General features: G+C 43.1%; 9 protein-coding genes. 6 read left to right on the forward strand and 3 right to left on the reverse strand.

Annotated elements, in window-relative coordinates; genetic code table 11:
- Positions 1–224 precede the first annotated feature (224 nt).
- The gene (locus M9R32_RS12690; protein ID WP_269927110.1) at positions 225–1,538 is read right to left on the reverse strand and encodes a short-chain fatty acid transporter; all 1,314 of its coding nucleotides are present in this window, start codon (positions 1,536–1,538) and stop codon (positions 225–227) included.
- Between the two features lie 178 nt (positions 1,539–1,716).
- Between M9R32_RS12690 and M9R32_RS12695 the strand changes: the two genes are divergently transcribed.
- Positions 1,717–3,879 carry a beta-propeller domain-containing protein gene (locus M9R32_RS12695; protein ID WP_269927111.1) on the forward strand — a complete coding sequence of 721 codons (2,163 nt, stop codon included), beginning with the start codon at positions 1,717–1,719 and terminating at the stop codon, positions 3,877–3,879.
- 28 nt (positions 3,880–3,907) lie between these two features.
- Here M9R32_RS12695 and ade read toward each other — a convergent pair whose 3' ends face one another.
- Entirely contained in the window at positions 3,908–5,674 is a 1,767-nt protein-coding gene (ade, locus tag M9R32_RS12700) for an adenine deaminase (protein ID WP_269927112.1), read from the reverse strand.
- Positions 5,675–5,906: 232 nt separating this feature from the next.
- Between ade and M9R32_RS12705 the strand changes: the two genes are divergently transcribed.
- Both M9R32_RS12705 and M9R32_RS12710 read left to right on the forward strand, forming a co-directional pair.
- The gene (locus M9R32_RS12705; RefSeq protein WP_269927113.1) at positions 5,907–6,653 is read left to right on the forward strand and encodes a threonine/serine exporter family protein; all 747 of its coding nucleotides are present in this window, start codon (positions 5,907–5,909) and stop codon (positions 6,651–6,653) included.
- A gap of 10 nt (positions 6,654–6,663) precedes the next feature.
- On the forward strand, positions 6,664–7,122 hold the full coding sequence (locus M9R32_RS12710; protein ID WP_269927114.1) for a threonine/serine exporter family protein: 459 nt from the start codon (positions 6,664–6,666) through the stop codon (positions 7,120–7,122).
- Positions 7,123–7,181: 59 nt separating this feature from the next.
- On the opposite strand, the gene M9R32_RS12715 is transcribed toward M9R32_RS12710, so the two are convergent.
- Positions 7,182–9,191: a bifunctional diguanylate cyclase/phosphodiesterase gene (locus M9R32_RS12715; protein ID WP_269927115.1), complete on the reverse strand. Its 2,010-nt coding sequence runs from the start codon at positions 9,189–9,191 to the stop codon at positions 7,182–7,184.
- Between the two features lie 211 nt (positions 9,192–9,402).
- On the opposite strand from M9R32_RS12715, the gene M9R32_RS12720 reads away from it, so the two are divergent.
- The 3 genes from M9R32_RS12720 to M9R32_RS12730 all read left to right on the forward strand — a co-directional run bounded on the left by M9R32_RS12720 (position 9,403) and on the right by M9R32_RS12730 (position 14,661).
- Complete coding sequence (locus tag M9R32_RS12720; RefSeq protein ID WP_269927116.1) at positions 9,403–10,308, forward strand: DMT family transporter; 906 nt, start codon at positions 9,403–9,405, stop codon at positions 10,306–10,308.
- 806 nt (positions 10,309–11,114) lie between these two features.
- Positions 11,115–12,857, forward strand: coding sequence for an ABC transporter ATP-binding protein (locus M9R32_RS12725; RefSeq protein ID WP_269927117.1), 1,743 nt, complete (start codon positions 11,115–11,117; stop codon positions 12,855–12,857).
- The gene (locus M9R32_RS12730; RefSeq protein ID WP_269927118.1) at positions 12,838–14,661 is read left to right on the forward strand and encodes an ABC transporter ATP-binding protein; all 1,824 of its coding nucleotides are present in this window, start codon (positions 12,838–12,840) and stop codon (positions 14,659–14,661) included. The genes M9R32_RS12725 and M9R32_RS12730 overlap by 20 nt, the downstream gene beginning before the upstream one ends.
- Positions 14,662–14,915 lie beyond the last annotated feature (254 nt).

A 14,915-nucleotide genomic window follows, 5' to 3' on the forward strand; every position in this document is an offset into this window, starting at 1 on the left:
TCTTATTAGGCATTTCTTTCCCCTCCTATTCGATTTAAACATCCGCTCACAAGTTTGGTTATATTGTAACTCGCTTACTTTATGGTGTCTAAAACTTTAAGGGGGCTTAAGAGTTCACGTAGGAAAATCATCTTTTGGCGTGTGCTGCTTCCTACATCCAATACCTGAAAAAAAACCGCTTCCCATAAAGGAAGCGGCTTAAGGACGGAATAAAAGACCTTTATTTAAAAGAAAAATAGACCAATGCTGATGACGATACCACTCAAGATCAAGACGAATACGCAATAGCCCATGATATCTTTCGCACGCAAGCCTGCAATTGCCAGTGCCGGAAGTGCCCAGAACGGTTGAATCATATTGGTCCAAGCATCGCCCCATGCAATTGCCATGGCCGTTTTTGAATAGCTGACGCCAAGTGCGTTTGCTGCGTCCAGCATGATTGGTGCTTGTACTGCCCATTGTCCGCCACCTGAAGGAACGAAGAAATTGACAATCCCTGCAGCGTAGAATGTAAACAATGGGAAAGTGTGTTCATTTGAAATGCTAACGAACGCTTCAGACATGACACCTGCTAAACCAGATGCCACCATCATGCCCATGATACCCGCATAAAATGGGAACTGGACAATGATTCCTCCAGCTGTCTTCACAGCATTGGCTACTGCCGCTAAGAATCGTTTTGGCGTACCGTGGAAAATAATTCCGAGCATGACGAAAATCAAATTGACGATATTGATGTTCAGGTCAAAGCCTTTTGTTGCAAAATGATAACCCAGATACACCAGGCCAAGCGCACCGATTAAAATGGACAGAACATAACTGTTCTCCATTTTGGAAGCAGGTGTTAAGTCGCCTGTCTCTTCAACCTCAACCGGCTCTTCCAATAAAGCTGGATCCACAACGAAAGTATCTTCTTTCTTCGGCATCATCCAGCGATTCAACAAAGGAACCGTGATGATCAATAGAGCAACAATGATTAAATTATATGTAGAAAAAATCGTTTCACTTGTTGGGATTACACCCATTTGTTCAGCGAATGGATGTCCGTCTGTCGCGATAGACAAAGGAATCGAGCCTGCCAAACCACCATGCCAGATGATGAATCCGGAGTAAGCGCTTGCAATTAACAACCGATAATCAACGCCTGGTACCTGACGTGCAATTTCTTTGGCGAACAATGCACCAATTACCAAACCGAAGCCCCAGTTGATCCAACATGCAATCAACGATACAAAACTGACAAGCAGAATTGCAGAACCTGGAGATTTTGCTCCACGAGCCATCATGCTTAATAATTTTTTAAACACTGGACTACTAGCTAATACGTGACCAGCCACTAATACGACAACCATTTGCATCGTGAATGCAAGCAATCCCCAGAAGCCATCTCCCCAATAAACCACCATGTCCAGTGGGCTTGAGTCGGTTAATCCAATACCCATTAAAAATACAAGTAAAGTTAAAATTGCAACGAATATGTATGGGTCCGGTAAGTACCGTTCCATGATTGTGTTCGAGAAACGTGTAAGAGTTTTCAATATCTTGCTCCTTTCTGTTTGTTCCGTCCAATATCTACCTTATCCTAATTCTAAGACTTACGCTATACGAATAATTAAAAAATTCATAATCAAATAATTATTTTCAGATAAATTGAAACGAATTTCCATTTTATCGGTCTAATAAATTAACTAGCATTATTAAAGGAGAGGTTTTTTTATGAGAAAAAGAAGTGTATGGCTTCTGCTGGCTGCAATAGTTGCCGCTTTGGTTCTGTCTTTTGCGTTTTTTATTGATAAAGTGACGGTCAGTGCTTCTTCGATTGCATTGTCTGAACAAGGATGGAAAGCAAACTTTTCAGAGCCATTAAAAGCATCGGCGATTAAAGATGGAACCATTTATTTGGTTGATCAACAAGGGAAGAAAACAAAGGCGAATCTTCAGTTAACACAAAACGGCAAATCTATTGAAGTAAATGAACTCAAACTTGGCTCATATACACTGTATATCAAAAGGGAAGCCGTACAAGGAGGATTTTTCAAATCCATGTCGACCAGTAAATTATCGTTTACTGTTCACAAAGATTTGCAATCTGTAAAATCAGAACGAGAATTGAAAGAGTACTTCGCAAAGATAAAAAAGCAACGTGAAACCATGTATATGGTTACTGAGGAAAGTGCCGAAGAGGGCTCAATGGATGCAAGCACGAAGTCCGCTCCTTCGAGCAGCGGAGGGGAAGCTGAACACTCGGAAACGAACAACCAAGTCGAAGGCGTCGATGAATCGGATATGGTGAAGACAGACGGGAAGTTCATTTACTCTCTATTAAATGGTCGTGTCATTGTAACGGATATTCAAAATCCTGCAAACATGAAGAAAATGGCCGAACTACCTTACGATGCCGAGTTCTATCCAACACAGTTATTCTTACATGAAAATACATTGATTGTGCTTGGAGATCGGCATGTACCATATGATTATGAGGAAACATCAGGAGAAGTCTCTAATAAAATGATGATGCCTTTTAACAGTTCCACAAATGTGCGTTTCTACGATGTGAAAAATCCGAAGAATCCAAAACTGGTTCGGGAAATCGGAGCGGAAGGCTACTTGAACGGTGCGAGAAAAACAGGCGATATGTTGTATTTCGTAACCAATGTGATGCCGAACTTCTGGATGTTGGAAAAAGACAACGATGTGGAATTGCGACCTTACACCTTTGATAGTGCAAAAGATGAAAAGACTTCCCCAATGTCGCTTTCTGATTTATCCATATTGCCGGGTACGATGGAAGGGACATATAGCGTCATTACTGCTATGAATCTGGCGAATCCGGAACAATCGCAAGTTATGACGAAAGGATATTTAGGCGGCAGTAATGCGATGTATATGTCTAAGGAAGCTTTATATTTAACGGCCCCAATCTACATGCCGTCAACAGAAAATGAAAATAAATCATCAGTGGATATGATTTGGAATCCGCGTGAAACCAATACAGAAATTTTCAAATTCAAATTGGATGGCAGTGACGTTGAGTTTGTTTCGTCTGGAGAAGTGACGGGCATGTTGCTCAATCAATTTTCAATGGATGAACATGACGGCTATTTCCGAGTCGTAACGACGAAAGGATTTGCTTGGGATACGGAAGCACTTTCGGAAAATAATCTCTTTATTTTGGATGCAGGGATGAAAAAAGTGGGTTCTATCGAAGGACTTGCGAAAGGCGAGCGCATCTATTCAGCCCGATTTATGGGGGATAAAGCGTATATGGTGACGTTTAAAGAAACAGACCCGCTGTTTGTGATGGATGTCTCGAATCCATCGGCACCTAAAGTTTTAGGGGAGTTGAAAATTCCGGGTTTCAGCAATTACTTGCACCCGTTGGATGAGAATCATCTAATCGGTTTCGGTTACGATACAAAATCAATCCCAGGTGAAAATGGGAATCCACCGCGTATCATTACAGGCGGCATGAAAATTTCATTGTTTGATGTCACTGACTTTGCCAATCCGAAAGAAAAAGATGTAGAAATAATAGGAGGCCAGGGCACCTACAGTCCATTGCAATATGACCATAAGGCTTTGTTCCAACACCGCGACAAAGGGTTATACGGTTTTCCGGTGACGTTGTATCAAAGTACTAATAAAGAAGGATATGGTCAATATGCAGGCGAAGGAGCGATGATGTATGAAATAACCGCTGAAGAAGGAATTCAACAAGTGGCCAACATGATCAAACCTGCCAAGCAGCAATATGAAAATTGGGAGGAGCTCGTTCAACGGATGGTCTACGCAGGGGAAACTCTTTATACGATCTCTAGCAAAGAAACTAAGAGTTATGATCTAAACACGTTTAAAGAGATTAGTGTAGTCACATATTAGTAACAAGGCAGGCCACTAAACGAATCGCTTAGTGGTCTGCTTTTTCGTTCACTTCAATCTCGATGTGCTGGAAAGTGTTGACATCAAATAAACCCGTATCAGTCAATTTAAGTGTCGGAATGACAGGCAAACTGAGAAATGACAATGTCAGGAATAAATGAAAATCAAGTGTCGGATGAATGGTATGAACCGCTTCGTGCAATTTTTTCAATGATTGGACTGCTTCCTCAAGGGGAATTTGCGTCATTAATCCGGCTACAGGCAATGCGAGCGAAGCCATAATCTGGCCCTCATTGACAACAACTAATCCACCCTGCATTTCCTGTAATGCCTGCACCGCCACAATCATATCTTCATCGTTCGTCCCCAGTACAATCGCATTGTGGGAATCATGCGCAATGGTTGTGGCGACGGCACCTTTTTTCAGTCCGAAGCCTTTTACGATCCCTAACCCGATCGTGTGTAATTGGTGATGACGTTCGATGACAGCCAGTTTCAAGTGGTCTCGTACAATGCTTTGCACGAATGTACCATTTTTAATAGCGACTTGTTCAATCACTTTGTTGGTGACGATTTGGTCTGGAATGATTTCCATGATATTCGCTTTGGCACCTTCAGATAGAGGGATCGCCAAACTTTCAACCGTCAATTTTGGCAAGTGAACCGATTGACTGATACGTTTTGAACAAACCGACTGAGTTTCAGTATGAGTAACCATGCACCCATTTTCGGCGACTTTGATACCTTGTTTATAAACAGCTGCTACTTTGAACTGTTCGAGATGATCAAGCAACAGAAAATCTGCTTCAAACCCGGCTGCCAGTGCACCTTTTTGATTCAATCCATAACATTCAGCCGCATTCAGTGTAGCTAACTGAATGGCTTGAAGTGGTTCCATACCGGCTGCTATTGATAGTCGCACTGCATGATCAATACTTCCTTCATCGACCAGTTCGTCCAAGTGTTTATCATCTGTGCAAAATAGAAATCTTCTTGCATTATGTGGCGTAACCGCAGGAAGCAAATCATGTAAATTCTTCGCTGCAGATCCTTCACGAATCAATACATACATACCTTGAGCAATACGGTCGCGAGCTTCATCCGCTGTCACGCATTCATGATCAGTCTGTATGCCTGCCGTACGATAACCTCGAATCTGTTCTCTTTGCAATCCGGCGCAATGTCCATCAATTCGCAAGCCTGCTTCCTTGGTCATCAGAAGTTTAGCGAGCATGGCTTCGTCTCCTGACAACACAGAAGGGTAATCCATTACTTCAGCGAGTCCGAGAACGGAAGGATGAGATAGAAGAGGCTGCAAATCAGCTGCTTCAAGCGTTGCACCAGCATGTTCAAATGAGGTAGAAGGGACACTGGAAGGAAGCATCACAAAAATATCCATCGGGCTTTTTTCTGCATCCTTCAACATGAACTCGATCCCTTCCACTCCCGCCACGTTGGCAATTTCATGTGGATCAGTCACGACTGTTGTCACACCATGGGGCAATAGAACATCGCCGAAAGCAGATGGGGTGAGCATCGACGATTCAATATGAATATGTCCGTCGATCAATCCAGGCACGACATAGCGTCCGGATGCATCCATTTCATGAAGCGCTTCAAATGAACCAGTGGAATCGATTGCCACGATGAGTCCATCCGAGACCACGATATCCGCTTTCGTCCAAACGAGTGAAAATACATCTGCTACGCGCGCATTGCGCAATATGAAATCAGCGGGTTGTTTTTGTTGGGAAATCGCAATGCTTTTCTTGAGTATATCCATTGAACCGTGCATAAAATTTCCCCCTTACATAAGATGATTGAGTAAACCCATTGTACTGTCGAACAAGCAAAATGAATAGCTTATTGAGTTGGAGAAGTGTATTTTTATTGGTTTGATGACTGCATTTATATTATCGTATTCGGGTTGAACAATAGATTCATGTAAAGGTCCAACAATATTTGTTTTTTAGTGCGCATTTCGTTAAGATTGTGCAAAGGCGATTAGTGAAAGGAGTGGGCAAAACGTGCTGAATGAGAAGAATGATTTGGCAATAGATTGTTGCCTGCTTGCGGGTCGATTAATGATAGAAAGTGGTGCGGAAACATATCGGGTTGAAGATACCATGACCCGGATGGCGATTTCGCAAGGTCTGATCGGGACACAAAGCTTCGTCACACCGACAGGTATTATGTTTTCGCTCGGGAAAGATGGATCAACACGGTTAATGGCCATCCGAGACCGGATAACAGATTTAGAAAAAATTGCGCTTGTGAATCAAGTATCCAGAAAATTGACGACAACTGAACTGACCATCGAAGAAGCATATGAGGAATTACAACGGATTGCCAGTGCGAACTTAATGTTCCCATTTCTCTTGCAATTTATTGCAGCTGCGGTTGCGAGTGGCTGTTTCCTCATTCTGTTCGAAGGTGTCGTAAAGGATGTTCCTGCAGCGACTATTGCGGGTGGTATGGGTTTCCTTGTCGTCACCTTAATTCATGAATTGACCCGCGTAAAGTTTTTTGCGGAATTCATAGCTGCCTCAATCGTTGGAGCATTGGCTTTTTTGGCGGTTCTGTTAAATGTAGGGGAAGACTTGAACATCATTATTATCAGTGGTGTCATGCCATTGGTTCCAGGACTTCTCATTACAAATGCAGTGCGGGACCTCATGGCCGGGCATTTTGTTTCCGGTGTATCCAAAGGAGCCGAAGCATTATTAACGGCATTCGCAATCGGTGCAGGCGTTGCACTCGTACTATCATTTTAGGAGGGGTGTTATGACCTGGATTGTACAAGGAATTTTAAGCTTTATCATCGCCATCTCATTTGCCATTATTTTTAATGCACCGAGAAAAAAATTGATTGCTGCCGGTTTAGTAGGCATGAGTGGTTGGCTTATTTTCAGTGGTTTTACATTAGTGTCAGGTGATTCAATTCAAGCATCCTTTGCTGGAGCCTTTATTGTAGCGCTGGCAGCGCATATATTATCCAAACGATTCCGTATGCCAATGATCATATTCAGTGTACCGGGCATCATTTTATTAGTTCCCGGAGGTCTCGCATACAACGCGATGCGTAACATTGTGGAAAATGACTATTTGACGGCCATCTCCTATGCTTCAAAAGCTTTTATGACATCAGGAGCTATCGCGATGGGGTTAGTATTTGCGGAAGTTTTAATGCAGCTAATTTTTAGGTATTTACGTAGAAAAAAGACGGCTTCTCAGAATGTTTGAGAATCCGTCTTTTTTTATGTCTTGAGCCGAGCAACAGCCCGCATACGCAAAAAGGGTTATCATAGTTTTTCGATTTCGCTTGCAGGTACAGGATGACTGACATAGTACCCTTGAATGGCATCGCATCCGAGTTTAGTCAATAAATCCTGTTGTTCTTTCGTTTCAACGCCTTCAGCCAATACACGGATCTCCATTGATTTTCCGAACTGGATGATGCCTTCCACCAGTTTTTGCAATTTCTCTTGTTTCGTAATGGAAGAGATAAAGGATTGATCGATTTTCAGTTCGGTAATCGGCAGTAACTGCATATAGCGGAAGGAAGCGTAGCCTGTCCCGAAATCATCAAGCACAAACGTGACGCCATCAGTCTGCAGTTGTAGCATCTGACGGATAATCGATTGTTCGGACTCCGCTTCGAGTGCAAATTTCTCCGTAATTTCAATCTGCAATAAATGAGCAGGACAATCGAATTTCTCTAAAACTTGCCTGATTTTCTTCACCATGTTTTTATCACGGAACTCACGGATAGACGAGTTGACGCTAACTTTCATGGGCTTGCCTTGTTTTGCCCAAGTGGCCGCTTGTTCGCATGCCTTCTCCAACATAAATGTCCCAATATCATGGATCATGCCGGTTTCTTCTGCAATCGGAATAAGGTCGCTCGGTGAAACGGTGCCAAGCACAGCGTCTTCCCAACGAACCAGTGCTTCCACTGCGTCGATCTTGCCAGACTTTAAATCTACTTGTGGCTGATACATGACGCTCAGGTCTTTATGATGCAACGCTTCAATCAAGCGTTTCTCGATCATCGCTTTTCTGCTTAACGCAACATGATTGGCTTTTGAAAGGCTGACGATATTTCCGCCACCTTCTTTTTTCACCTTATGGATGGTCGCGCTAGATGCTTTCATCAAATGTAAAAATGTTGACTGATCTTCTGGGAATCTAGTAATCCCGCCGCTGATCGAAATCGGAATGGCTTTATTGCGGATATAAATCGGATGTTGTTTCAAGTAACTTAAAAAGCCTTGAATAAACCAGTCACTTAACGGCGTCAACACCACAAATTCATCTTCTCCGACGCGCGCGATATCACTATCTTGGAAATACATTTTCATACGTTTTGCAAATTCCAGCAACAGTGTCGTCTCAGACTCTTCATCGTGCATGTCTTTCAATGTGTAAAACTTATCGATATCTAAAAAGATGAACGAAAAATGACGATCTTCAGCAATTAAATTAGAAACGATATTTTCAAGACGATGACGATTCATCAATCCGGTCTCGGGATCCACATAAGCAATTTGTTCAAGATGCAATTGCAGGCGTCTCTTGTCTGTAATGTCTTTTTCCAAAATTGTAAAATACATCGGCTCATCGTTCATATCAAGTACAGGAATGGCGGTCATATCAACCCAGTAGGTTTCCCCATCCTTGGTCAGTTTTTCAACTGATCCTTGCCAAACGCGGTTGCTTTTCAGCGCATACCAAATTTGATTGACCAATTTATCAGCAGACTCTTCGGGGAAAAGCTGCCAAAATGATTTGCCAATAATTCTTTTTGGTGTCCATTTGCTTGATTTCAAAAATAACGTATTTGCATATGTAATAAGCCCATCCTGATCTAGATAAGTGAGCATAAAGGTTTCGTCTAATCCCATTTTAAAGCTAGCTAATTCCTGTGTACTTGATGCTTGATTGATGGTCGGAATGTTATCGACTTCAAATAAGAACATAACGCAGTGTTCATCGTCGATTATCATTGAATTCAATACAGCCGACACATGAACGGGTTGGCCATGTTTAGAATGTAGAATGAAATTTTCAAAGCGAATTGGGTCATTGCTTTGAATCACTTGGTCCCATGTGGATTTCTGGATGGCTGAACTGTTTTCCTCGAAAAAAGGATAGAATTTTCCAACGATTTCATCTGCAGTAAAACCAAATGTTCGTTCCGCTTCCTTGCTCCACCAAAGCACTGTTGCATCTTTAGCTGTCAGCATCATTGGAAAAGGAACATGGTCCAATACACTGCTGCCATTTTCCAATACTTGTTGCATACCTTTCATTTCGCAGGACTCCTTGTATGTAAACTATCTACTATTATAGAGAAGTCTTGACAGCAAGTCATTAAAATTAAAAATGTTTTATTCTGATAAATAAAGGAAAATTCAAGGAGATTCATTGAAGGTATAAATGAAATGTTCGCAAGTTGTTCATTGAATTCAGCACGAACAATAGTAAGATGTAATGAAGTCTACTAGATTATGAGGTGAGTAAATGATTCGTGCAAAAGGGATTGTATTGATTATTACAGGGGCTATGTTGTGGGGAGCGACGGGTCCATTAATGGAATGGATCCTGTCACACTCGAGGATATCTGTTCCGTTTATGTTAACAATCAGGCTTCTTATTGCCGGAATTGGTTTACTCGCTTTCTTGAAAATTTCAGGAAAACAGTTAACACCAATATGGCGTCAGCCTTACTGGCTAAAACGTTTAGTCATCTTCGCATTGTTCGGCATGCTCGGCGTTCAATATTCCTTCGTTGCGGCAATCGAATCCAGCAATGCAGTAGTGGCGACACTGCTTCAATTTTTGGCACCGATTTTTGTCGTGATTTTTGTATCCTGGAGTATAAAGAAATGGCCACCGAAATATCAGCTTTATGGCATTTTTGGAACATTATTGGGCTTGTTCTTCTTGTTGACGAACGGGTCATTCAACAAGTTATTGTTAAGCCCTGAAGCGTTGGCATGGGGAGTCGCAGTCGGACTGAGTTTTGCTTTTTATACGTTATATCCAAGTGCCCTTATGAAAGAATGGGGAGTATTGTTCGTGGTCGGCTGGTCGATGCTGATAGGCGGTGTTGTCCTCGGAAGTTTAAGCCATGTATGGAAATCTGACGAATGGACGTTGCTACTGGATTGGAAATTATCCATTCTAGTATTGACGGTCATTGTCTTCGGCACAGTAGCCTTCGTATTATTTTTGAGTAGCATGAAATACATAAGCGCCATTGAAACGAGTATTTTATCCAGCATGGAGCCTTTAACGGCAATGATTATCTCCGTTATTTGGCTGCAACAAGTGTTAGGGGTATGGCAGATGGTTGGTGCTCTTCTAATGCTGGTATGTGTTACATGGCTATCCATTGCAGGAGATCGGAACAAGAAAGAAGTTTGATAGGGAATCATCTACTCTTCCGGGAGTGGGTGATTTTTTTGTGTATTCTGGGGAGATTCCTACGTCAACGTCATTTTTTCCTACGTGAACGGCGGAAATTCCAACGTCACCCTCGGTTTTTCCTACGTCCATCCCGGTTTTTACAACTGAGCCACCGCTCAGGCGCAACGACAAACAGAAAAGAGCCTGGAGCGGTTTGCGGAATGGCTCCCAATCAGGTTTCAAAGATTTAATAGTTTTTGTTTTCGCTGCGCTGCTGTAGGAAAGAAGGGATGACTCGAGATTTGTCATGGTTTCAGACGTCAACGCTGATTTCTCAGACGTCATCCCCAAAAAGTCAGACTGAGCCACCGCTCAGAGTCAAACCACAAACAGAAAAGAGCCTGGAGCGGTTAGCGGAATGGCTCCCAATCAGGTTTTAAAGATTTAATGGCTTTTGTTTTCGCTGCGCTACTGTAGGAAAGAAGGGATGACGATCACCCAGAAATTGTTCCGACTTGAGAACATTTAATTTTGATAGAGAAGCATCCATTCTTTTTTGAGTGTGTGATTTTTTTGTGGATTCGGGATGTTTCCTACGTGAACGCGTTTTTTTCCTACGTGAACATCGATAATTCCTACGTCACCCACGAATTTTCCTACGTGAACCCCTATTTTTACAACTGAGCCGTCGCTCACCCTAAAATCGTTCGAACTCGAGAACATTTCATTCAAACGAATGATACCTTTTACTCAGCCATTGTGGCATAATAGTGAACAATCAGATAATTAATTCGTTTAACGAAGAAGTTTCAGGAGGACATTTAGTGAAAACTGTATTTTCGTATGTCAGACCATATAAATGGCCGATTGCCATTGCTCTTTTCCTTATGCTAATTGAGCTTTCAGTCGAGCTTGTACAACCACTCATCATTGCGAAGATCATCGATGATGGCATTATGAAAGGCGATCAATCCGTCATCTGGACGTGGGGAGGGGTCATGATGCTCATGGCGTTCGTTGCTTTCCTGTCCGGTGCGACGAACTCATTCTTTGCCTCGCACGCTTCACAGAGCTTCGCTTTTGATGTCCGCAGTGCTTTATTCAAGCAAGTGCAACAGTTTACCGTTGCGACGTTTACAAAATTCCCGACAGCTGGTTTGATCACGAGACTTACAAGTGACGTTACCATGGTGCAAAACGTTCTCTTCATGAGTTTACGCATCATGTTGCGCGCGCCTTTACTTGTACTCGGTAGTGTAATCATGGCGTTTATCGTCAATGCCTACCTCGCGATGTTCCTCGTCATCGGGGCTCCATTCTTAATCATCTTCCTTTATATCATGGTGAAAAAAGGAGTCAGTTACTTTGCGCTTGTGCAAGTGCGGCTCGATCGCGTAAACCGTGTTCTACAGGAAAACTTGCAGGCTGTACGCCTAGTTAAAGCTTATTTACGAGGGACTTTCGAGTCTTCTCGTTTTGAAAAAGTGTCGAACCTCCTCAAAATGGATACGGTGAAAGCACTTCGCATTATGGAAATAATTCTGCCGCTATTGCTATTGGTAATGAACATCAGTTTGCTAGCTGTTCTTTGGTTTGGGGCACGTGAAATCCAATCGAATAATGCACAAATCGGTGAATTGGTCGCAATCGTCAACTACGCGATGCGTATGACAGGGGCTTTCTCGATGTTCGCTTTCATCATCATGGCGTTTGCCCGTGCGAAAGCTTCCGCAGAACGAATGGAAGAAGTCTTGCTGGTCAACGAAGGTTTAGAACGCGATGATGAATCTGGCAAAATGCATGGGATCATTAAAGGTGAAATCAACTTCAAGAATGTAACATTTAGCTATCCGAATACGCCTGAACCTGTGTTGCAGAACATTTCATTTGATGTGAAATCTGGTGAGAAACTGGCCATTATGGGAGCAACGGGAGCAGGGAAATCGACATTGATGCAACTCATTCCACGCTTTTTTGAAGTGACCTCTGGTTCGATTACCGTAGACGGTAAAGACGTCAAAAACTGGCCGTTGGATCAATTGCGTCAAGCTATCGGGCTCGTGCCTCAGCAGTCTCTGCTGTTTACGGGCAGCATTTATCAAAACTTGGCATGGGGCAAAGTGGAAGCATCCACTGATGAGTTGCAACAAGCGGCCAAACAAGCGCAAATTCATTCATCCGTTGAACAGTTCGCGAAAGGGTACGATACGCGAGTCGGCCAAAAAGGCGTGAATTTATCAGGTGGGCAAAAACAACGTCTGTCAATTGCACGAGCATTGGTTCGAAAGCCAGAAATTCTGTTGTTGGACGATAGCACGAGTGCGCTCGATGTGAAGACGGAAGCATCGTTGTGGGAGGCTTTGGATAAAGAAGAAGCTACTATGCTCGTTGTCACGCAAAAAATACGCACGGCAAAAGGGGCAGACCGAGTCCTGTTACTGGACAATGGACGTATTGCCGCATATGGCTCACATCAGGAACTAATCGAAACGTCCGATTTATACCGTCAAATTGCGGAGTCACAACAAGAACAGGAGGTGCCTTCGCATGCGCCAGATGTTAACTAAGCCATTCGGCTACGAGCCGGTTTTGACAAAAGAAGATATAACACCCGTGAAAAAGAAAAAAGGGGAACGGGCTGGGGACTGGAAAGGTGTATTAAAACGTATTTGGCAACTAGTAGATGAACAAAGAGCTTTATTGATTACCGTTCTGTTGCTCGTCGTGGTCAGTTCAACACTCGCTTTAGTTGGTCCGTATTTGCTTGGTAAAATTATTGATGAATATATCGTTCCTGGACAATTTGCAGGAATGCAAAACATGATGATGTGGTTGATCGGCATTTATTTCTTCCTGTCGCTATCGCTGTTTTTCCAGAACTACTGGATGATCGGTGTCGCGCAACAAACGATTTACCGCATGCGAACCAGTCTTTTCGCTCATTTTCAAAAGCTGCCGGTTTCATTCTTCGATAAACGCCAACATGGGGAACTCATGAGCCGTGTGACAAATGATATTGAAAACGTCAGTGCGACCTTAAATAGTTCCTTCATTCAAGTACTTTCCAGTATCTTGACGCTGACCGGAACTGTCATTGTCATGCTGACATTGAGTCCGTTACTAACACTGTTGACGATGACTATCATTCCTATCATGTTCTTCTCCATTCGATGGATTACAAGAAGAACCGGTAAACTGTTTAAGCAACAGCAACAAGCCGTGGGTGATTTAAACGGGATGATTGAAGAGACGATTTCTGGACAACGAATCGTTAAAGCCTTTTCTCAGGAAGATCGTGTCACCGATGAATTCATCGTGAAAAGTGAACGTTTGCGACAAACAGGATTCTGGGCGCTGACCTATTCAGGCTTTATCCCGAAAGTGATGAACATGTTGAACAATGCCAGCTTTGCCATTGTGGCTGGCGTTGGGGGCTTACTAGCCTTGAATGGACACGTTTCAATCGGAACCATCGTTATCTTTTCGGAATATGCAAGACAGTTTACCCGACCTTTAAATGACTTGGCGAATCAATTCAACACTGTGCTATCGGCAATTGCCGGGGCGGAGCGTGTTTTCGCGATCATAGATGAACCGATTGAAAAAGATGAAGCCACTTCGCAACTGGATACGGTGTTAAAAGGGAAAGTTGAATTCGATCAGGTCTCGTTTAAATATGAACAATCAGATGATGAGCACACAATTCGTGATGTCAGTTTTACGTTGAATCCTGGTGAAACGGCCGCATTGGTCGGCGCAACAGGTGCTGGGAAAACGACGATCATGCAGCTGCTCGCCCGTTTTTATGAGACGAATGAAGGTCAGATTCGCATTGATGATATTCCGATTGATCAATTGGCCCGCCAAACATTGCGCAGTCAAATTGCCTTTGTCTTACAAGATCCATTTTTATTCGAGGCAACTGTTAAAGAAAATATCCGTTACGGCAGATTGAATGCGACCGATGAAGAACTCATTGAAGCCGCGAAGCAAGCAAACGCCCACGACTTTATCGTAAAGCTTCCTGAAGGATACGATACCGTCCTGACAGCGGACGGTGGGGAAATCAGCCAAGGGCAGAAACAATTATTGTCCATCGCCCGCGCGCTCGTGGCAGACCCGGTCATTCTACTGTTGGATGAAGCAACGAGCAGCATCGATACCGTGACTGAGATGAAAATCCAAGAAGCACTCGAACGATTGATGGAAGGCCGCACAAGTTTCGTCATCGCCCATCGATTGAATACAGTCCGCCAAGCAGATGTGGTCTACGTCATGGATCAAGGTCGACTCGTGGAGTCCGGCAGTCAGGATGAACTTGTCTCTCAAAAAGGTCTGTATTACAACATGCTGACGGAATCACAGTTATAGATAAGTTCAAAACATAGAAAAGCTGAACCATAATTATTAATACTCTGTTCAGGCTAATGACAATAGAGAAGCAATTAATTTTAACAGCAAAAAATTGCATTCTTATTTGCACTTGATTTAAAAAAGAAGGTGGTCGGCTATTTCTTTCGCTTTCCGCGGACGAAACGCCAGCCTCCTCGGCTCGGCCTGCGGGGTCTAGCTTGTTCCGTTATTTCCGCAGGAGTCTTCAGAAAAAACCGACCACTATCCTACTT

This window comes from Paenisporosarcina quisquiliarum (assembly GCF_027563315.1).
Classification (GTDB): Bacteria; Bacillota; Bacilli; order Bacillales_A; family Planococcaceae; genus Paenisporosarcina; species Paenisporosarcina quisquiliarum.

What these genes read in the sequence shown, in the direction of transcription:
- M9R32_RS12695 (WP_269927111.1), top strand. Translation starts at nt 1,717, where the DNA reads ATGAGAAAAAGAAGTGTATGGCTTCTGCTGGCTGCAATAGTTGCCGCT.
- ade (WP_269927112.1), bottom strand. Translation starts at nt 5,674, where the DNA reads ATGCACGGTTCAATGGATATACTCAAGAAAAGCATTGCGATTTCCCAA.
- M9R32_RS12710 (WP_269927114.1), top strand. Translation starts at nt 6,664, where the DNA reads ATGACCTGGATTGTACAAGGAATTTTAAGCTTTATCATCGCCATCTCA.
- M9R32_RS12715 (WP_269927115.1), bottom strand. Translation starts at nt 9,191, where the DNA reads ATGAAAGGTATGCAACAAGTATTGGAAAATGGCAGCAGTGTATTGGAC.
- M9R32_RS12720 (WP_269927116.1), top strand. Translation starts at nt 9,403, where the DNA reads ATGATTCGTGCAAAAGGGATTGTATTGATTATTACAGGGGCTATGTTG.
- M9R32_RS12730 (WP_269927118.1), top strand. Translation starts at nt 12,838, where the DNA reads ATGCGCCAGATGTTAACTAAGCCATTCGGCTACGAGCCGGTTTTGACA.